The 19,153-nt window shown below is 64.7% G+C and carries 17 protein-coding genes and 2 pseudogenes; 12 read left to right on the top strand and 7 right to left on the bottom strand.

The window, feature by feature from the left end:
* Window positions 1-89: 89 nt before the first annotated feature.
* Window positions 90-1,097 (bottom strand): LacI family DNA-binding transcriptional regulator, encoded by a 1,008-nt coding sequence (locus ACSYAO_RS05465; protein ID WP_049422751.1) that lies wholly within the window; start codon window positions 1,095-1,097, stop codon window positions 90-92.
* Window positions 1,098-1,192: 95 nt separating this feature from the next.
* Between ACSYAO_RS05465 and ACSYAO_RS05460 the strand changes: the two genes are divergently transcribed.
* The 5 genes from ACSYAO_RS05460 to ACSYAO_RS05440 are packed head-to-tail and all read left to right on the top strand — an operon-like array spanning window position 1,193 to window position 5,828.
* Entirely contained in the window at window positions 1,193-2,245 is a 1,053-nt protein-coding gene (locus ACSYAO_RS05460) for a sugar phosphate isomerase/epimerase family protein (RefSeq protein ID WP_197655667.1), read from the top strand.
* Between the two features lie 27 nt (window positions 2,246-2,272).
* Window positions 2,273-3,490 (top strand): nucleoside permease, encoded by a 1,218-nt coding sequence (locus tag ACSYAO_RS05455; protein ID WP_087802945.1) that lies wholly within the window; start codon window positions 2,273-2,275, stop codon window positions 3,488-3,490.
* A 12-nt stretch (window positions 3,491-3,502) separates the two neighbouring features.
* Window positions 3,503-4,627: a Gfo/Idh/MocA family protein gene (locus tag ACSYAO_RS05450; protein WP_149908838.1), complete on the top strand. Its 1,125-nt coding sequence runs from the start codon at window positions 3,503-3,505 to the stop codon at window positions 4,625-4,627.
* A gap of 19 nt (window positions 4,628-4,646) precedes the next feature.
* Window positions 4,647-5,513 carry a sugar phosphate isomerase/epimerase family protein gene (locus ACSYAO_RS05445; RefSeq protein ID WP_149908839.1) on the top strand — a complete coding sequence of 289 codons (867 nt, stop codon included), beginning with the start codon at window positions 4,647-4,649 and terminating at the stop codon, window positions 5,511-5,513.
* Between the two features lie 18 nt (window positions 5,514-5,531).
* Entirely contained in the window at window positions 5,532-5,828 is a 297-nt protein-coding gene (locus ACSYAO_RS05440) for a c-type cytochrome (RefSeq protein ID WP_012479397.1), read from the top strand.
* A 30-nt stretch (window positions 5,829-5,858) separates the two neighbouring features.
* Here the strand turns inward: ACSYAO_RS05440 and ACSYAO_RS05435 are convergent, their stop codons facing one another.
* From ACSYAO_RS05435 to ACSYAO_RS05415, 5 genes are all read right to left on the bottom strand, one after another.
* The gene (locus ACSYAO_RS05435) at window positions 5,859-6,617 is read right to left on the bottom strand and encodes a 3-keto-disaccharide hydrolase (protein ID WP_149908840.1); all 759 of its coding nucleotides are present in this window, start codon (window positions 6,615-6,617) and stop codon (window positions 5,859-5,861) included.
* Window positions 6,617-7,192, bottom strand: coding sequence for a gluconate 2-dehydrogenase subunit 3 family protein (locus ACSYAO_RS05430; protein WP_094002095.1), 576 nt, complete (start codon window positions 7,190-7,192; stop codon window positions 6,617-6,619). Before ACSYAO_RS05430 ends, ACSYAO_RS05435 begins: the two co-directional genes overlap by 1 nt.
* Entirely contained in the window at window positions 7,192-8,877 is a 1,686-nt protein-coding gene (locus tag ACSYAO_RS05425) for a GMC oxidoreductase (RefSeq protein ID WP_149908841.1), read from the bottom strand. The genes ACSYAO_RS05430 and ACSYAO_RS05425 overlap by 1 nt, the downstream gene beginning before the upstream one ends.
* 27 nt (window positions 8,878-8,904) lie before the next feature.
* On the bottom strand, window positions 8,905-9,801 hold the full coding sequence (locus ACSYAO_RS05420; RefSeq protein WP_197655666.1) for a hydroxypyruvate isomerase family protein: 897 nt from the start codon (window positions 9,799-9,801) through the stop codon (window positions 8,905-8,907).
* A gap of 385 nt (window positions 9,802-10,186) precedes the next feature.
* A complete protein-coding gene (locus ACSYAO_RS05415) occupies window positions 10,187-11,146 on the bottom strand; it encodes an NIF family HAD-type phosphatase (RefSeq protein ID WP_223276915.1) in 960 nt (319 codons plus the stop codon).
* Between the two features lie 238 nt (window positions 11,147-11,384).
* On the opposite strand from ACSYAO_RS05415, the gene ACSYAO_RS05410 reads away from it, so the two are divergent.
* Window positions 11,385-11,945: a cyclin-dependent kinase inhibitor 3 family protein gene (locus ACSYAO_RS05410; protein ID WP_049397644.1), complete on the top strand. Its 561-nt coding sequence runs from the start codon at window positions 11,385-11,387 to the stop codon at window positions 11,943-11,945.
* A gap of 66 nt (window positions 11,946-12,011) precedes the next feature.
* Here the strand turns inward: ACSYAO_RS05410 and ACSYAO_RS05405 are convergent, their stop codons facing one another.
* Window positions 12,012-12,446 (bottom strand): MerR family transcriptional regulator, encoded by a 435-nt coding sequence (locus tag ACSYAO_RS05405; RefSeq protein WP_049397645.1) that lies wholly within the window; start codon window positions 12,444-12,446, stop codon window positions 12,012-12,014.
* A 104-nt stretch (window positions 12,447-12,550) separates the two neighbouring features.
* Here ACSYAO_RS05405 and ACSYAO_RS05400 point away from each other — a divergent pair, with 104 nt between their 5' ends.
* The 6 genes and pseudogenes from ACSYAO_RS05400 (at window position 12,551) to ACSYAO_RS05375 (ending at window position 19,064) form a co-directional block, all read left to right on the top strand.
* On the top strand, window positions 12,551-13,168 hold the full coding sequence (locus tag ACSYAO_RS05400; RefSeq protein ID WP_049397646.1) for a cation diffusion facilitator family transporter: 618 nt from the start codon (window positions 12,551-12,553) through the stop codon (window positions 13,166-13,168).
* Window positions 13,165-13,317: a hypothetical protein gene (locus ACSYAO_RS05395; protein ID WP_162838286.1), complete on the top strand. Its 153-nt coding sequence runs from the start codon at window positions 13,165-13,167 to the stop codon at window positions 13,315-13,317. Before ACSYAO_RS05400 ends, ACSYAO_RS05395 begins: the two co-directional genes overlap by 4 nt.
* A 54-nt stretch (window positions 13,318-13,371) precedes the next feature.
* Window positions 13,372-14,639, top strand: a pseudogene (locus tag ACSYAO_RS05390) (TolC family protein).
* A gap of 137 nt (window positions 14,640-14,776) precedes the next feature.
* Window positions 14,777-15,583, top strand: a pseudogene (locus ACSYAO_RS05385) (efflux RND transporter periplasmic adaptor subunit); the annotation flags it as partial.
* Between the two features lie 8 nt (window positions 15,584-15,591).
* On the top strand, window positions 15,592-18,789 hold the full coding sequence (locus ACSYAO_RS05380) for an efflux RND transporter permease subunit (RefSeq protein WP_180854127.1): 3,198 nt from the start codon (window positions 15,592-15,594) through the stop codon (window positions 18,787-18,789).
* A complete protein-coding gene (locus tag ACSYAO_RS05375) occupies window positions 18,786-19,064 on the top strand; it encodes a hypothetical protein (RefSeq protein ID WP_049397649.1) in 279 nt (92 codons plus the stop codon). The genes ACSYAO_RS05380 and ACSYAO_RS05375 overlap by 4 nt, the downstream gene beginning before the upstream one ends.
* The last annotated feature ends 89 nt before the right edge of the window (window positions 19,065-19,153 follow it).

Below are 19,153 nucleotides of genomic sequence, written 5' to 3'. Positions count from 1 at the left end.
GCGATCGCACGCCCTTGCCGGGCGGCCTCTGGTGAGTCTGACAGCTCTGCGTCAATTCGGGATCAAGGATTCACGGCGGTTACCCTGCCTCACCCACGCCTGGGTGGCGCCGTTGACCCCCGCAGCATCAGGCTGAAATCCAGCGTCTGCTGCAGCGGCACATCCATGTGCTCGATGATGGCAAGCAGCAGGTTGACCGCGCGCTCACCGATCTCCCGCATCGGTTGCCGGATGGTGGTCAACGGCGGCGTGAGGTAGCGGGAAGATGCCAGATCATCGAAGCCGACGATGGACAGGTCCTCCGGCACGCGGATGCCCAGATCGCGGCAGGCCGCCAGGGTGCCCAGCGCCATCTGATCGCTGAAACAGAAGATCGCCGTTGGCGCAGACATGCCGTCCAGCAGCGCCATGGCAGCCGCATGGCCGGATTCCACCGAAAAGTCACCCGGCACGATGTTCAGCTGGCGCAGGCGTCCACGCGCCTTGCCAGCCGCCCGCACCCCTTCCAGCCGTTGCTGGTGCAGCGGATTGTCCGGCGGTCCGCCGACCACGGCGATCCGCTCGTGTCCCAGCCCATACAGATGTTCCATCACCACGCGCGCGGCCGCGGCGTTATCGATATGGACGCTGGGAATGCCCAGTGCGGGGTCGAACTCGCAGCCGTTGATCACCGGCGCGGCGGCACCGCGCTGCTGGACGATCTCGCGCGCCGTGGGCGGCAGGCGGTGCCCCAGCACGATCATGCCGTCGGCCTCGTTGCGCCGGAGCATCTGCGCATAGCGCTCCTCGCGGTCGGGTTGATGCTGGGTATCGCCGAGCAGAACCGCATAGCCGACCGCCTGTGCGGCGTCCTCCGCCCCCTGCAGGATCTGCGCGAAGAATGGATTGGCGATGTCCGGGACGGTAACCAGGATCTTGCCGCTGCGCTGGGTCTTGAGCGTGCGGGCCACCGTGTTGGGCACATAACCGAGTGCGGCAGCGGCCTGCTCGATACGCGCGCGCGTGGCCGGCAGCACTTTGTCCGGCCGGGAAAGCGCCCGCGACACCGTGCCTGCGGAGACGCCGACGTGCTTCGCGATGTCGTAGATGGTGGCCATGGCGTTAGTTCTCCTGTCTGCTGTGCAGTGCACAACAGGTCCTGCGTGAGCCCCTGCTAGGATAATGCAATCGATTGCATCGAGGGCGAATCACGTTGAAGACGCTCAAGGGTCCAGCGCTGTTCCTGGCGCAGTTCATCGGCGACACAGCTCCTTTTGATCGGCTGGACACGCTGGCCGGATGGGCCGCGGGTCTGGGCTATTCTGGCGTACAAGTCCCCACCGGCGCGCCCCACCTGTTCGATCTGGCCGAGGCCGCGCGCAGCCAGGCGTACTGCGACGACGTCGCCGGCATGCTGGCCGGTCATGGCGTGCAGATCACCGAGCTGTCCACCCATCTGCAGGGGCAGCTGGTCGCGGTGCATCCGGCCTACGACAGCCTGTTCGACGGATTCGCGCCGGCGGACAAGCGCGGCGATCCGGCTGCCCGCCAGGCTTGGGCAGTCGAGCAGCTTCTGCTGGCCGCCAAAGCCAGCCAGCGCCTGGGGCTGACCGCGCATGCCACGTTCTCCGGCGCATTGGCCTGGCCCTATTTCTATCCCTGGCCGCAGCGTCCACCGGGACTGGTGGAAGAAGCCTTCGCCGAACTCGGCCGCCGCTGGCGCCCGATCCTGGATGCGTTCGACGCCTGCGGCGTGGACCTGTGCTTCGAGATCCACCCGGGTGAGGACCTGCACGACGGCGCGACCTTCGAACGCTTCCTCGATGTGGTGGACCATCACCCCCGCGCCAAGATCCTGTACGACCCCAGCCACCTGCTGCTGCAGCAGATGGACTACCTGGGTTTCATCGACCGCTACCACGCGCGCATCGGCATCTTCCACGTCAAGGACGCGGAGTATCGCCCCAGCGCAAGCAGCGGCGTGTATGGCGGCTACCAGGACTGGATCGAGCGTCCGGGCCGCTTCCGTTCGCTCGGTGATGGCCAGATCGACTTCAAGGCGATCTTCTCGAAGTTCGCCCAGTACGACTTCCCCGGCTGGGCGGTACTGGAATGGGAATGCTGCCTGAAGCACCCCGAGGACGGCGCACGCGAGGGTGCCGCCTTCATCCGCGACCACATCATCCGCGTGACCGAACGCGCCTTCGACGACTTTGCCGACAGTGGCACGGACGCCGCATCACTGCACCGCATGCTGGGAATCTGAGCCAAGACCGCCCTTGGAGGGCAAGCCATGACGCACGCCATGTCGCGCCTGGGCGCGATGATGTTCCTGCAGTTCTTCATCTGGGGGGCGTGGTTCGTCACCCTCGGAACCTACCTGGTGCAGGGCCCGCTGCAGGCCAGCGCCAGCCAGGTGGCCACCGCCTTCCTCAGCCAGTCCATCGGCGCCATCGTGGCGCCGTTCCTGGTCGGGCTGATCGCCGACCGCTACTTCGCGGCGCAGCGCATCCTTGCGGTGCTGCACCTGGCGGGCGCGGTGCTGATGTGGCTGGCGTCCACGGCATCCAGCTTCAGCATGTTCTCCGCCTGCGTGATGGGCTACATGCTGCTGTTCATGCCGACATTGGCACTGGCCAACAGCGTGGCGATGCGGCACATGCAGTCGCCCGAGAAACAGTTCCCGCTGGTACGCGTGGCCGGTAGCATCGGCTGGATCGTCGCCGGTGTGCTGATCGGCTGGCTGGGCTGGGAACAGGCCCATCGGCTTGAACTCACCTTCCGCATGGCCGCGCTGGCATCGCTGGTGCTGGGCCTGTATGCATTCACCCTGCCGCACACGCCGCCACTGGCACAGCAGCGCGATGCCGGGCTGGGGCAGATCCTGGGGCTGGATTCGTTGCGTCTGCTGAAATCGCGTGCCTATCTGGTGTTTTTCCTGGCGTCCATCGCCATCTGCATCCCGCTGTCGTTCTACTACAACTTCACCAATCCGTATCTCAACGACCTGGGCGTGCGGGGTGCAGCAGGCCTGCAGTCGCTGGGCCAGGTCTCCGAAGTGCTGCTGATGCTGGCCATGCCGTTCCTGTTCGTGCGGCTGGGAGTGAAGACCATGCTGGCGGTCGGCATGGCCGCCTGGGTGGTGCGCTACGCCATGTTCGCCTTCGGCGATGCGGGCAGCGGCTTCTCGCTGCTGGTGATCGGCATCGTGCTGCACGGCATCTGCTACGACTTCTTCTTCGTCACCGGCCAGATCTACACCGATGCGCATGCCGGCCCCGCCGCGCGCAGCAGCGCGCAGGGCTTCATCACCCTGGCTACCTACGGCGTGGGAATGCTGATCGGCACCTTCCTGTCCGGCGCGGTGGTGGAGCACTTCACCACCGAGGCCGGCCCCGACTGGCAGCAGATCTGGCTGTTCCCGGCCGGCGTTGCACTGGTGGTGTTGATCGCCTTCCTGCTGCTGTTCCGCGACCGGCCGACGGTCACGGCCGCGCCCTCCACACCCTGAGGATCCCCGTCGATGCCCAAGCTTGGAATCGCCATCGTCGGCGCCGGCATGATCGGTGCAGTGCATCGTCGTGCGGCACTACTGGCCGGTGCCGAGGTGCGCGGCGTAGCCGCCTCGTCAGCGCAGCGCGCGCATGAGGCCGCGCAGTCCTGGAATGTCCCGCGCGCCTACCGGGATATCGAGGAGGTGATCGCCGATCCGCAGGTACAGGTCGTGCACGTGTGCACGCCCAACCATCTGCACCGCGCCATGGCACAGGCTGCGCTGGAAGCCGGCAAGCACGTGATCTGCGAGAAACCGCTGGCGACGACGCTGGATGATGCACAGGCGCTGGCGGCGCTGGCCGCATCGACCGGATTGGTTGCCACGGTGCCCTTCGTCTACCGCTACCACCCAGTGGTCCGAGAGGCGCGCGCACGCATCGCCCGGGGCGATCTGGGGCCGTTGCACCTGATCCACGGCAGCTACCTGCAGGACTGGCTGCTGGATCCGGCCAGCAACAACTGGCGCGTGGACCCCGCGCTGGGAGGCACGTCGCGCGTGTTCGCCGACATCGGTTCGCACTGGTGCGACCTGGTCGAATGGGTCAGTGGCGAGGGCTTCGCCGAAGTGAACGCGGCGTTCTCCACGGTAATCGCCGAGCGTGGCGCCGTCAGCGGGCAGAGCTTCAGCACGCCAACGGCCGCCAGCGCGATGCAGGCTGTCACCAGCGAAGACGTGGCCGCAGCGATGTTCAGGACCGGCGCCGGCACGCTGGCGTCATTGACGGTCAGCCAGGTCTCGGCCGGACGCCACAACCGCCTCTGGTTCGAGATCGATGGCGCCAAGGCCAGCGTGGTCTTCAACCAGGAGGATGCCGAACGACTCTGGATCGGCCTGCCCGATCAGCGCGAGGAAATCTTCATGCGCGGCCCCGGTGCCGGCAGCGCCGAACAACGCCGCCTTTCCGTGCTGCCGGCCGGGCATGCACAGGGCTACGCCCAGTGTTTCGAGGCGTTTGTGGCCGACACCTACCGCGCCATTGAAGGCGAGCGGCCGCAGGGCCTGCCCACCTTCGAAGACGGCCTGCGCTCGGCACGGATCGTCGATCGCGTCATTGCATCAGCCAGGTCACGTGCCTGGACCACCATCGATTGAATCCCGGGAGGAACGCCTGATGAAAACCCCTGTCCGCAGAGCCGCAGCCCTCGCACTCCTGGTGCTCACGGCACTGCCCGGCCTCGCCAGCGAAGCCGTCGCCGCGCAGAAGCCCATCGCAGTGCAGATGTACTCACTGCGCAATGCCGGATCGCTCGACCAGCAGTTGAAGATCGTTCACGACGCGGGCGTGCACGCGGTGGAAACGGTGGGGACCCAGGGCGTCAGCGCCAGCGAACTCAAGCAGTTGCTGGACAGGTATTCGATCAGGGCGATCTCCTCGCACGTTGCGCTGGCCGAGCTGCGCAGAGACCTGGACGGCGTGGTGGCCTTCAACCGATCGATCGGCAACGCCACGCTGGTGGTGCCCTACCTGGACGCGAAGGACCGGCCCACCGATGCCGCAGGTTGGACCGCATTGGGCAAGGAGCTGGGCCGCATCGCCAAGCAGGTGCGCGGCAAGGGCATGCGCCTGGCCTATCACAACCACGATTTCGAGCTGGCCGACTTCGACGGTCAGACCGGGCTGGAGCTGCTGTTCGCAGCGGCCGGGCCCGACCTGCAGACCGAACTGGACCTGGCCTGGGTTGCACGCGCGGGCCTGGACCCGGCGGTGATGCTGGGAAAATTCCGTGGCCGCGTGTTTGCGGTGCACGCCAAGGACAATGCGCCGAAGGGCCAGGCCCAGGATGAAGGCGGATTCGCCGCGGTGGGCCAGGGCGTGCTGGACTGGAACGCGATCCTGCCCGCCGCTGCGGCGGCCAAGGTGCAGTGGTACATCGTCGAACACGACCAGCCACGCGACCCGGCCAAGGTCATCCAGACCGGCGCGGACTACCTGCGTGAACACCTGCCCGCCAACGTGCCCACCCGTGCACGGCGCTGACGCATCAAGGAGCCCCACATGAAGATGATCCTGGCCCTGGCCCTGGCCCTGGGCGGCATGAGCACTTCAACGGCAGCCCGGGCCAAGGACGATCCTGCCGCCGGCGCGAAACTCTATGCCCAGCACTGCACTGCCTGCCACGGTGCTGAACGCGCCGGCGTACCGCCGACCTTCCCAGCGCTTACCGACGTCGGCAAGCGGCTTCAGCCCGCCCAGGTCAAGGACAAGATCAGGAAGGGCGGAGGATTGATGCCGCCCTTTGCCCAGCTGTCGCAGCAGGAGATCGACGACCTCGCCAGCTATCTGGCGAAGTAGGCGGCCGGCGACCACGCCGGCTGCGTACCGCTACAGTTCGCGCACCCAGATGTTGCGGTAGCTGACCCTGGAGTCATGCTCCTGCAGATAGAGCGGCGCGCACGCATGGGGTGCGTACGAAGGCGCACCGATGTACTCGGTCCTGCCTGCCAGCACGGTGTCGTCCTGCACGAGTACGCCGTTGTGCAGCACGGTGATGCGCGCGGGCGACGTCAGGCCGCCGCCCTGCGAGAAGCGCGGTGCCTTCCAGATGATGTCGTAGACCTGCCACTGGCCCGGTGCGCGCGAGGCGTTCACCCGTGGCATGGCCTGCTTGTAGATCGAACCCGCCTGGCCGTTGGCATACGTCGGGTTGTTGTAACTGTCGAGCACCTGCAGCTCGTACAGTTCCTGCAGGAAGATGCCGCTGTTGCCCCGGTTCTGGCCGTCGAAGCCCTTCGTCTCGGTGGGGGTACGCCATTCGACATGCAGCTGGACATCGCAGAAGCGTTGCCGGGTGCGGATGCCCTTGCTGCCCGGAACGACGGTCATGGCGCCATCGGCAACCGTCCAGGGCACGCGCCCGCCCTGCTCTGCCTCCCACGCCGAGACATCCTGGCCATCGAACAGCACGATCGCGTCGGAGGGGGCCTTGCCTGCCGGCGTGGCCACGACTGCGGGCACGGGCGTCCACACTTCGGTCTTCTTCGGGTCACGCGCAGCGTCGGCGCCGTCCTGAGCGAATGCAGATGCAGCGGCCAGCAGGCCGGCCGTGATCAACGCAGGGCGGATCATCAGGGTGGCGTTCATCAGCTGGTCCCCCACGCGGGCGTACCGGGGACATAGGCCAGGTCACCGTCGTAGCGGCCCGGCACGGCGACGTACTGCAGCACACCGGTCGCCCCGACCTTTGAAGTGAAGAAGCCGAAGATGGCCAGCTGCTTGATCATCGTGAAGTAATGCGGCATGGCCTCGCCTTCCTCGGGAGTGCCGGTCTCGGTCACGTCGGCATTGCGTGCCTTGGCTTCGGCGTCCAGCCTTCGCAGCAACCCGGTGCGGGCTTCCGGCGTGAGCGATACGAAACGGCCACCGGCGCGCGTGTCGATGTCGGCCAGGCCGGCGCGGAACGTCGCCTGCTGCCGGGCGGTGTAGCAGTCGCTGACGAACGTCGCCATGAACGCACCGGCACCCGCGTCCTTGGCCCCGGGCGTCCTTGTCCGCGGCAGGATGGTTTCGGCGATCTCGTCCAGCATGCCGATGTCGGCATCGGAGAACGCGGGCATCGCCCCGGCAGCCGGCACCTTGCCATGCACCAGCGCAGGCAGGCCAACCATGGCCGCACCGGTAGCGGCAACGATCATCTTCAACAGTTCGCGGCGATCCATCAGAGGTTCCCCGCTTTCAGTTCGCGTACCGCATGGTCGGCCGCGCGCGCGGTCAGCGCCATATAGGTCAGCGAGGGATTCACGCAGGCGCTGGAGGTCATGCAGGCACCGTCGGTCACATAGACATTGGGGGCATCCCAGACCTGGTTGTGCGCATTCAATACCGAGCTTTTCCGATCACGTCCCATGCGCGCGGTCCCCATCTCGTGGATGCCCTTGCCCGGGGCGTAGTCGTTGTCGTGCATCTTCACGTCCTTGACCCCGGCCGCCTCCAGCATCTCGGCGGCATCGGCGGCCATGTCCTTGCGCATCGCCAGTTCATTGGCGCGCATGGACACGTCCATCGCCAGCACCGGCAGTCCCCATTTGTCCTTGCGGTCGTGGTCCAGGCGGATCGTGTTGGCGTGGTGGGGCAGCATTTCACCGAACCCGGTCATGCCGATGCGCCAGTCACCCGGCACGGTCAGTGCCTCCTTCAGATCGGCACCGATGTTGAGCTCGGCGATCTCGCGCGACCATCCGGTGCGGCTGGCACCGCCCTGGTAGCCGAACCCGCGCAGGTAGCCGCGCTTGTCGGCCGCGACGTTGCGGAACCGCGGAATGTAGAAGCCGCAGGGACGGCGGCCGAAGTAGTACTTGTCTTCGTAACCCTCGACCCGGCCCGAGGCGCCGGCCCCGAAATGATGGTCCATCACGTTGTGCCCCAACTCGCCGGACGAAGAGCCCAGCCCCCCTTCCCAGACATCGGTGGCCGAATTCATCAGCAGCCACGTCGAGTTGAACGACGACGCGTTGAGGAAAATGACCTTGGCAGTGTACTGGTAGGTCTGGCCGGTTTCGGCGTCGATCACCTCCACGCCACGCGCACGCTTGCGATCCTTGTCGTAGAGCACTTCCTTGACGATCGAGAACGGCCGCAAGGTCAGGTTCCCGGTTTTCATCGCCGCCGGCAGCGTCGCCGCCTGGGTCGAGAAGTAGGCACCGAAGGGACAACCCAGGATGCACTTGTTGCGGTACTGGCAGTTGACGCGCCCCTGCTCGGGCATCGGCTGGGTGATGTTGGCAGTGCGCGAGTGGATCATATGGCGCGTTCCGCCGAAGGCCTTCTTGATGCGCGCGGCCACATCCTTCTCGACGATGTTCAAGGGAATCGGCGGCAGGAACTCGCCGTCCGGCAGCACGTCCAGTCCTTCGCGCGTGCCGGCGATGCCGGCGAACCTCTCTACATGGTCGTACCATGGCGCGATATCGGCGTAGCGGATCGGCCAGTCGGTGGCGATGCCGTCCTTGAGGTTGGCCTCGAAATCCAGATCGGAGAAGCGATAGCTCTGCCGCCCCCACATCAAGGAACGACCACCGACGTGGTAGCCACGGAACCAGTCGAAGCGCTTGGTCTCGATGTAGGGCGATTCCTGTTCGTTGGCCCACATCCCTTCCAGGTTCTCGGCCAGGCCGTAGTCGCGCATCAGCACCGGGAACTCGGCCTTCATCGCCTGCGTTGGCCGGTTGCGGTGCGGGAAATCCCACGCCTCCTTCATCGCGTTGACGTAGTCCTTGACGTGCTCGATGTTGCGCCCGCGTTCCAGCATCAGGACCTTCAGGCCCTTCTCGGTCAGCTCCTTCGCCGCCCAACCGCCACTGATTCCCGAGCCAACAACAATGGCGTCGTAGTGATTATCTGCCATGGGTTTCTCACCTGGGTGGATATCGTTTCAGACGTCGCAGAGGCGGATCGCCTCGCGCAATGAGGCAACGGGATCGGGCGCTGCAGGCGTGAATTCCTGCGCCAGATACCCCTTGAAACCGGTGTCGCGGATCGCGCGACAGATGGCTGGATAGTGGAGCTCCTGCTGGTCTCCGATCTCGTTCCGGCCGGGCACGCCTGCGGTGTGGTAGTGCTTGAAGCAGGCGTGATGCTTGCCGATGGTGGCGATGATGTCGCCCTCCATGATCTGCATGTGGTAGATGTCGTAGAGCAGGCCGAAATTGTCCGAGCCGAGCCGCTGGCACAGCTCCACACCCCACGCGGAGTGGTCGCACAGGTAGTCGCGATGATCGACCTTGGAGTTGAGCAGCTCCATCACCAGCACCACGCCGCGATTCTCGGCATGTCCGAGGATGCGCTTGAGCCCGGCCTCGGCATTGGCCATGCCGTCCTGCGGGTCCATACCGTTGCGGTTGCCGGAAAAGCAGATGAGGTTTCGATAGCCGGCATCGGCGACCAGATCGATGTGCCGCGTGTAGCGTTCCACCAGCTGGTCGTGGAACTCGCGGCCGGCAAAGCCCTTGGTCAGGCCCAGTTCTGCGCCGTTGCACATCGAGCTGTACACGCCATTCGCCTTCAGCGTGGACCAGTCTTCCGGGCCGACCAGGTCGATCGCGGCAAAGCCGATGTCCTTCACCGTCGCGCAGAGCTGGGCGACCGACAGTTGCGGGAAGGTCCAACGGGCCACGGAGTGCTTCAGGTTGCCCTTGAGCGGCGCCATGGCGGCGAATGCAGGCAGCGTACCCGCAGTACCCAGAGCTACGCCTCCAGCAACCGCCATGCGCAACGCATCGCGCCGCGTGAGGCCCGCCGCCGGGGCCGGTCTGATCGAATGGATGGACATCCACCTGCCGGCCTCCCAACCGGTATCAAACGCAACGATTCACAGCAATGCAATCGATTGCACCATAGGGGAGGAAATTGTCTGTTTGCAAGTCGCGGTGCACGAAAACCGATGCTGCGGGGCACAACTCCGAAGGGATTCCGGATAAAGAAAAGCCCCGCATGAGCGGGGCTTTCTTTTCTGCTGCGAACGAGCGTTCGATCAGAACGGTTGTGCACACATGTTGTGCATACCTCATTACTAGGCATCTCTCTAAAACACTGCCTTTCTAGGAACTCATTCACCATGGATAGCACCATTTATTCTACCAAATGGAAAATTTGGGTGAGAAAGAGTGCCCACTGACCTCAATCCTATATTTTTCTCAACACTTCAGAGGGGGACGCTATGACTCTCCTTGCCCGAACTCGGTACGGGCCGCCCGCAGCACGCGAGCCGGTTCAGAGCTGAGGGCTTCGGCAGGTGGCATGCCGTTGAGCAGAGCGTGCGGTGAGAGAAACCACTCTGCCTCACGCCATCCGGTGCTGTGAAGTTGCCCGTACGGCTCGATCTCGAAATGACCGATTGCACGCAGTGCTGACAGGATTTCTGCCAAATATTCAACGGGCTCGCCGTTTTCACCAAACTGCCAGTCTGGGTAGCGATAGCCGGGCACAGGCTTCGTTACATAGACCCCGAGTAGCTGGCCGGCTCTGCGCAGCTGACCGGCTAGGCCGCTACCACTGGTCAATGACGGGCCGAGCTGTGAACTGACTTCGGCGGCGCTATGCCACTGTGCGGCAAGTTCATCTCGCCTGACGGCGGCGTCGGACAGGATCTTCTGGGCCGATGAGCAGGCGTCGGAACGCCGTGGTGCGCCCGTTGCTTCTGCCTGTGGCTTTAGCTGTTCTTGGAGAGATGCTTCAGTGAAATTGCCCGTTGCGTGGATGCGATCGAGCAGGAGTCGAAGCGCGATCGCTAATCCCTCGTCCTCTGATGGGTAGGGAGACGCAAACAGAGGTATCTGAACCCACAGATGCTCCTGTCCTGGGTGTACATAGGGGCGATGATCATCAAGCAGCAAGGCCGCGCCTAATTTTGGTGTGGCTAGCCGTAGATCCTTCGTGCTGCCCGTCCAATGGATGTATTCAAGGCTCGCGAACCACGGAGGCGCGCTTCCTTCACGAACCAACAAATCGGCAATGCTGCGAAAGCGCTCTTCCGGCACAGTCGTAAACATCATGAGCTGACTGAAGTGCGATCGGACGTCCTCCAAGAACCGACAGAGGCCGGGTCTTGGAATCTGGCTTATCGCATTGGAAATGAGTGTCCCTTCGAGGTCCAATGCCAGAATGCTCGGCTTCATGTGTTGTCTCTAGCGAGGAGCGTGTGTACACCTTGCTCCTGGACACTCTCGCTGTCCAACACGTGAGCCTACTGGTACTTGTTGCCTGCAACTGACAAAAGGATCACCTTTGCTGTGCTGCTCGGCAGGGCGGCACCACTAGGTCGGCTGGAATGTTTAGCTCAAGGATCGGCATAGAAGCCATGGGTGGTCGCCGCTGCGCCGCGGCTCTCTTAGTTGCCGCGATGAGGGATCGACAATGTTCAGAACTAGTCACACACATCCTCTGCATATCGCCACGATCGCTGTCGGAGTCAGTGGCGGCGCAGTAGGTGTAACTTTCGCGCCAGGGAAGTTTCAAAAGGCCGCGATGACGGGGCCATGGAGTCGTGACATTGACGTGGACCTTTGCGCGATTCGCCAGTGGGGCGCCGGGTACCTGATCTCCCTGATTGAGCCATGGGAGTTCGATGAGCTTAGGATTGCCGCGCTGCCAGAGCGGGCGATGGCGCAGGGAATCAAGTGGTACGGACTTCCAATCGTAGACGGCGCAGCGCCTAACAGTTCCTTCTTGGAGGCATGGCGCGAGTTGGGCCCAGCACTCAGTAATGAGTTGTTGCGCGGAAGCCGCGCAGTTGTGCATTGTAAGGGCGGGCTAGGACGAGCTGGCACCGTAGCGTGCTTGTTGCTGTTAGAAACAGGCACGGCTGCCACTGGTGAGCAGGCCATGAGCATGGTTCGTCAGGTCAGGCCGGGTGCGATCGAGACGCATGAGCAGGAGGACTTCATACGCGCCTGGAGTCCAGGTTCGGGCAGCTAGGCTACAGGCAACTGACACCGTCGACCGGCCGGACTGCAGAAGTCATAGGTTTTGGACCGCGGGTGCCTAGGTAGCGCTCTTGCTCGATTCCTTGCGTGGGGAGTCCTCGGAAGTCGGCTGGCGCAGCGTCGACAGGATGGTGCACTCAGCTCGCTGTCCGCCGTGACAACTGGCGATTACCCGTTCCAGTTCGTTGGCCATACGTTGCAAGTCTGCCATCCGGGCGCGAATGTCGGACAAGTGGCTGCGGGCCAGACGATCCACATCCACGCACGACAGGCCCTCGTCTCCGGCCAGCTGCAGCAGGCTACGGACCTCTTCCAGGCTGAAGCCCAAATCCCGACCGCGGGCAATGAAGCGCAGGCGCTCAATGTCCGCCAATCCGTAGACCCGGTAACCATTGCCTGATCGTCCCGGCCTCGGGAGCAAGCCGATACGCTCGTAGTAGCGGATCGTCTCCAGATGGCACCCGCTGGCGGTGGCGGCGTCACTAATTTTCATTCGTAGTAGGCTTGACTCCGTAGTAGCTACGGACTTTACCCTCGTGGGCCCTGCCATGCCAGCGGACCGCGCCGGCCCGGCTCCCCTGCGATGGAGAAGATCCGATGAGTGATTGCGGCTGCCACCACGAGGCAAAGAACGCGCAGGAACGGCGCGTGCTGTGGATCGCTCTGGCCCTGAACGCTGCAATGGCGGTGATTGGCGGCATTGCCGGCTGGATCGCCCATTCCACCGGCTTGCTTGCCGACGCACTGGACATGCTCTCCGACGCCACGGCCTACGCCATTGGGTTGGTCGCTATTGGTCGGACGGCGCGCTTCAAGGCCAACGCTGCTTGGGTCAGCGGTAGCGTGCTGCTGATTCTGGGCGTTGGCGTGCTGGTCGAGGTCGGTCGCCGCGTACTCCACGGGGCTGAACCGGTAAGCGGGTGGATGATCGGTACGGCTCTATTGTCGCTAGTGGTCAATCTCGCGGTCCTTCGCATGCTGGCGCCACTGAAGTCTGGCGAAGTACATCTGCGGGCGACGTGGCTTTTCACCCGAGCCGATGTGGTAGCCAACGTGGGCGTGATCCTGGCTGGCCTACTGGTGTGGTGGCTGGCCAGTCCATATCCGGATTTCGTAATCGGTGCCCTTATCGGCCTCTACGTGATGAAGGAAGCCTTTGAAATATTGGGCGACGCGCGCCGGGCACGCGCCGACGCGCGCAAGACCCCTGCATGACCGCGGGCGGCCAGCTGGGATTTTCCCTGCGCTGGTTGCTGCTGGCGCAATTGGCTGTCGGCCGGTATTTGCCTGAAATCGAGGCCGAAACGCGTGCAGATGCGTATGAGCATCTGCACGCGCCCTTTCGACCGCCAATTTCCGGGTGACGCATATGGGCGCAGGCCGATCCCTGTGATCTCGAGAACCTTCGGAGTACTTCCATGTCTGTGCGATGGGCGGCCTTGGCCGCGTTGCTGTTAACGGGCGCAGCAGCGATGCCTGCGGCGGCGGTCGAGTTGATGACCTTGGACGATGCCTTTGCACGCGTAGCCCAAACCCATCCCGAGCTGCGTCTGGTCGATGCGCGAGCCACTGTCCTCGTTGCCGAGCGAGATAAGGCGGTGCAGCGCCCACCCTGGACGCTCGGTGCCGAGGTCGAAAACGCGCTGGGCACCGGCGCGGCCGGTGGCTTGGACAGCGCCGAGTTGACCTTGAGCCTGAGTTCGGTGCTGGAGCGCGGCGGCAAGCTCGACGCCCGCCGTACCTTGGCACAAAGCCGGATTGATGCGCTGGCCGTGCAGCGCGAGACCGGGCGCCTGGACTTGCTAGCCGAGACGGCGCAGCGCTATTTGGCTGTCGTTGGTGCCGACCGGCAACGAAGCCTAGCGGACATCGATGTTGGCCAACGCCAGCGAACCGTGGCCGCCGCCAGGCAGCGCCTGCAGGCCGGCGCTTCACCCGAGTCGGTGCTGCTCACCGCGCAGGCAGCGCTTGCGCGGGCCGAGCTGACGCGTGATCGGGCCGAGCAACAGCGACTCGCTGCTCGTCAGCATCTGGCCGCTTTGTGGGGCGAACGTACTCCCAGCTTCGAGGTGGCCCCGGCCGATCCGATGGCCCTGCCGAAGATCGCCTCCATGCAGACGCTGGCCGATGAGTTGGAACGGACTCCGGAATTGGCGCAGTTTGCCGACGCCCGCCGGATCGCGCAGGCACGACTGCAGCTGGCGCGTTCAGCGGCCTCACCGGACCTGTCCTGGCAGCTCGGAGTGCGCCGACTACAGGAGACCGATGACACCGCGCTGGTCGCCAGCTTATCCATGCCGCTGGGTAGCCGCAGCCGCGCACAGCCAGAGATTCGCGCCGGCGAAGCCGAGCTGCAGGTCCTGACGATCGAGCGCGAGGCCAAGGGCCTGTCACGCTGGTCGAAGCCCATGGCCGCTACACCGTGGCACAGGCCGAGGTGGCGCGCCTGCACGGCGACGTGTTGCCGAAGCTGGCCCGAGCCGAGCAGGCCGCTGAGCGTGCCTATCGTGCTGGGGCGATCAGTTACCTGGAATGGGCACAGTTGCAGTCCGAACGCGCCGCCATGGCCCAGCAACAGCTGGACGTCGCCTTGGATGCGCAGCGCGCCCTGATCGAAATTCAACGACTGACCGGCCAGGCGCTTGTCACGCCGCCGGCTGCCGCTTCCACTGGAGAGACCCCATGAATCGCTTTTCCTGGACCGCACTGGGCATGGCCCTGATGCTGGCGGCCTGCAACGCGTCGACCCCCAACGAAGCATCTGAAGGAGGCCACGCCGCTGAGGGCGAAGAGCACGGCGAGCACGAGGAAGCGCCGCTGGAAACCGAGATCGCGGCCAAAGCTGCGCAGGCGGCGGGTATCCAGGTCGCGCCGGCTGGACCCGGTGAGATTGCCGATGAGCATGAGGTGCAAGGGCTGTTGACCCCAATCGATGGGCGCATCGCGCAGGTCACTGCACGCTTCCCCGGACCGGTCCGTTCCGTGCGAGTGGGCGTGGGTGACCAGGTACGCACCGGCCAGGTGCTCGCGACAGTGGAGAGCAACCTCAGCCTGACCACCTACACCATCACCGCGCCGATCAATGGCGTGGTCATGGCGCGTACGGCCACCGTGGGCATGTCGGCGCCTGAGGGCGCCCCGCTGTTCGAGGTCGCCGACCTGTCCACGCTGTGGGTGGACCTGCACATCTTCGGCGCCGACGCCCAGCACATCAGTGCCGGCGTGCCGGTGACGGTCACCCGCTTGAGCGATGGCGTCACGGCGCAGACCACATTGGAGCGCGTCCTGCCCGGCACCGCCACTGCCAGCCAAAGCACCATCGCCCGCGCCACCGTGGCTAATACCGATGGGCTGTGGCGGCCGGGTTCAGCGGTCAAGGCGCGGGTCACCGTGGATCGCCAATCGGCGTCGCTGGTGGTTCCGATCACCGCCCTGCAGACCGCACAGGACCAGGACGTTGTCTACGTGCAGCAGGGCGAGACGTACCACACCCGGCCGATCAAGCTGGGGCGCCGCGACGCCGAACGCGCCGAAGTGCTGGAAGGGCTCAAGGCGGGTGAACGAGTGGTGGTGGCCCAAAGCTTCCTGATCAAGGCCGACATCGAAAAATCCACCGTGGAAGAGGAATGAGGCCCGCCATGCTCGAACGCCTCATTGGTCTGTCCATCCGCCACCGCTGGCTGACGCTGGTGCTCACCGCTGCGCTAGTCGCACTGGGCGTGTGGAGCTACCGTCACCTGTCCATTGACGCCACGCCCGACATCACCAACGTCCAGGTCCAGATCAACACCCAGGCCCCGGGTTACTCGCCGCTGGAGGCCGAGCAGCGAGTGACCTTCGCCATTGAAACGGCCATGGCCGGGCTACCAAAGCTGGACTACAGCCGCTCGCTGTCGCGCTACGGACTCTCCCAGGTCACTGTCGTCTTCAAAGACGGCACCGACCTGTACTTTGCCCGCCAGCAGGTCGCCGAAAGGCTACAGCAGATCGCATCTCAGCTGCCCGAAGGGTTGGACCCAGAGATGGGTCCCATCTCTACCGGCCTGGGCGAGATCTTCATGTACACCGTGGAGGCTGAGCCCAACGCCCGCAAGCCCGACGGCACCCCGTATACCGCCACGGACCTGCGCACCCTGCAGGACTGGGTGATCCGGCCGCAGCTGCGCACCACGCCTGGAGTGACCGAGGTCAACACAATCGGTGGCTTTGAGCGGCAGATCCACATCACCCCGGATCCGGCCCAGTTAGTGGCACTGGGCTTTACGCTGAACGATGTGGTCGCAGCGGTCATGCGCAATAACCAGAACATCGGTGCCGGCTACATCGAGCGCAACGGCCAGCAATTTCTGGTCCGCGTGCCCGGCCAGCTGGCCAATCTGGACGCGATTGGGAACATCGTGCTGGACCGGCGCGATGGCGTGCCCATTCGCGTCCGCGACGTCGCTAGCGTAGGCGAAGGCAAGGAGCTGCGCACGGGTGCGGCGACCCAGAATGGCCATGAGGTCGTGGTCGGTACCGCCTTCATGTTGTTCGGCGCCAACAGCCGGGAAGTCTCCCAGGCGGCCGCGGCCAAGCTGGATGCCGCCAACGCCAGCCTGCCTGCCGGCGTCCATGCCAAGGCCGTCTATGACCGCACCGCGCTGGTGGATCGCACCATCGGCACGGTGTCCAAGAACCTGATCGAGGGCGCGCTGCTGGTGGTGGTGGTGCTGTTCCTGCTGCTGGGCAATGTGCGCGCCTCGTTGATCACCGCGGCGGTGATCCCGTTGGCGATGCTGTTCACCATCATCGGCATGGTGCGTGGCGGCGTGTCGGGCAACCTGATGAGCCTGGGCGCGCTGGACTTCGGCCTGATCGTGGACGGGGCGGTGATCATCATCGAGAACTGTCTGCGCCGGTTCGGCGAGGCGCAGCACGCGCTGGGCCGCCAGCTCAACGATGAAGAGCGCTATGACCTGACCGCCTCGGCCACCGCCGAGGTGATCCGTCCCAGCCTGTTTGGCCTGGGCATCATCGCCGCGGTCTACCTGCCGATCTTCGCGCTGTCCGGGGTAGAAGGAAAAATGTTCCACCCGATGGCGATCACGGTGGTGCTGGCCCTGACCGGCGCCATGGTGTTGTCGCTGACCTTCGTGCCGGCGGCGATCGCCAGCTTCCTGCGCGGCCGTGTGGCTGAGCACGACAACCGCCTGATGCGCTGGTCGCGTGCCCGTTATACGCCGCTGCTGGATTGGGCCCTGCGTCGGCGCGTGGTGGTGCTGGCCGGCGCGGCCGTGCTGGTGGTGGGCTGTGGCGTGCTGGCCACCCGCTTGGGTTCGGAGTTCGTGCCGAGCCTGGATGAGGGCGACATCACCTTGCAGCCCATGCGTATTCCCGGCACCAGCTTGGAGCAGTCGGTGGCCATGCAGGAAACGCTGGAGAAGCGCCTGGCCCAGTTCCCGGAGGTGGCCAACATCTTCTCAAAGATCGGCACCGCCGAGGTGGCCACCGATCCTATGCCGCCGTCGATGGCCGACACCTTCCTGATGCTCAAGCCCCGCGACCAGTGGCCCGACCCGCGCAAGCCCAAGGCCGAGCTGGTGGAAGAGCTGGAGGCGGCGGCCAAGGAGATCCCGGGTAGCAACTACGAGTTCACTCAGCCCATCCAGATGCGCACCAACGAATTGATCTCCGGCGTTCGCTCGGACGTTGCGGTCAAGGTCTACGGCGACAATCTTGACCAGCTGACCCGCCTGGCCAGCCGGGTCGAGCGCGTCCTGCGCGGGGTCCCCGGCGCCGAAGACGTCAAGGCCGAGCAGGTTACTGGCCTACCACTGCTCACCATCACGCCAGATCCAGCGGCATTGGCGCGGTATGGATTGAATCCGGGTGACGTGCAGGACACGGTGGCAACCGCCATCGGCGGTAGCGTCGCTGGCCAGCTGATCGAGGGCGACCGCCGATTCGACCTGGTGGTGCGTTTGCCCGAATCGCTGCGGCAAGACCCGGCTGTGCTTGCGGACCTGCCCATTCCACTGCCGGAGAGCACCAGTATCGATGAGTCCAGCCGTGTAGCCGCTGGTGCCAACGGTGGGCCTCGCACTGTTCCACTACGAGAAGTGGCGAAGATACAGGTAGAGCGCGGGCCCAACCAGATCAATCGTGAGAACGGCAAGCGTCGAGTGGTGATCACCGCCAACGTGCGTGAGCGTGATCTTGGCGGATTCGTTGGCGATCTGCGTACCCGCATCGGCCAGGATGTACCTCTTCCAGAGGGGTACTGGATCGATTATGGCGGCACGTTCGAGCAGCTGATCTCGGCCAGCCAGCGCTTGGCGGTAGTTGTCCCGGTCACATTGGCGCTGATCTTCGCCCTGCTGTTCATGGCCTTCGGCTCGGCCAAGGATGCCGCCATCGTGTTCAGTGGCGTTCCCTTGGCATTGACTGGTGGCGTAATCGCCTTGGCTCTACGCGGAATTCCGCTGTCAATCTCTGCGGGCGTAGGCTTCATTGCGCTTTCGGGCGTGGCAGTACTCAATGGCTTGGTCATGATTGCCTTCATCCGCCGACTGCGTGAGCAAGGCGACGCCCTCGAAGATGCTGTCCGGGATGGCGCCCTGGGGCGACTACGACCGGTCTTGATGACTGCCCTGGTGGCTTCCCTTGGTTTCCTGCCGATGGCTTTGAACGTAGGCGCTGGTTCTGAAGTACAGCGGCCGCTGGCCACGGTCGTAATCGGCGGTATCGTGTCCTCGACCGCGCTGACGCTGTTGGTCCTGCCGGTGCTGTACCGCTGGCTACATCGCGACCGCGGCAGTCGTGGCGATGGCGCTATCCAAGATCCCTCAACCTCATGAACGAGATCAATTTGGAAGAGGTCCGGGCAGCGATGTTCACGGACCCGGGCGTGAAAGCGGTAGACGGCCTGCGGCTCGTCCCAGGCCTGGCACCTGGACGCGCGATTGCGGCCACCATCACTGTCGCTGCCCCCTCGGTGGACCTTGACGTGGTCCACGCTGTGATCGCCCGGGTACTTTTCGATCAATTCGGCATCGAGCGGGCAGTGCTTTCCTTCAACGACCCTGGGCCAGTGCCGCCGCCACCCACGGCGGCGCCCTTGAAGAAATTGTGACCGCTGCAAAGCCCGTACAGATCGTTGCCACGAAGCTACCCTACGTTGCCAGCCGCTCCAGCACTGTACTCGTCACGTCGGTCAGCCAT

This window comes from Stenotrophomonas sp. STK16_22 (assembly GCF_051984505.1).
GTDB classification, from domain to species: Bacteria; Pseudomonadota; Gammaproteobacteria; order Xanthomonadales; family Xanthomonadaceae; genus Stenotrophomonas; species Stenotrophomonas maltophilia_A.
This window is presented reverse-complemented; position numbering and strand designations above follow the sequence as displayed.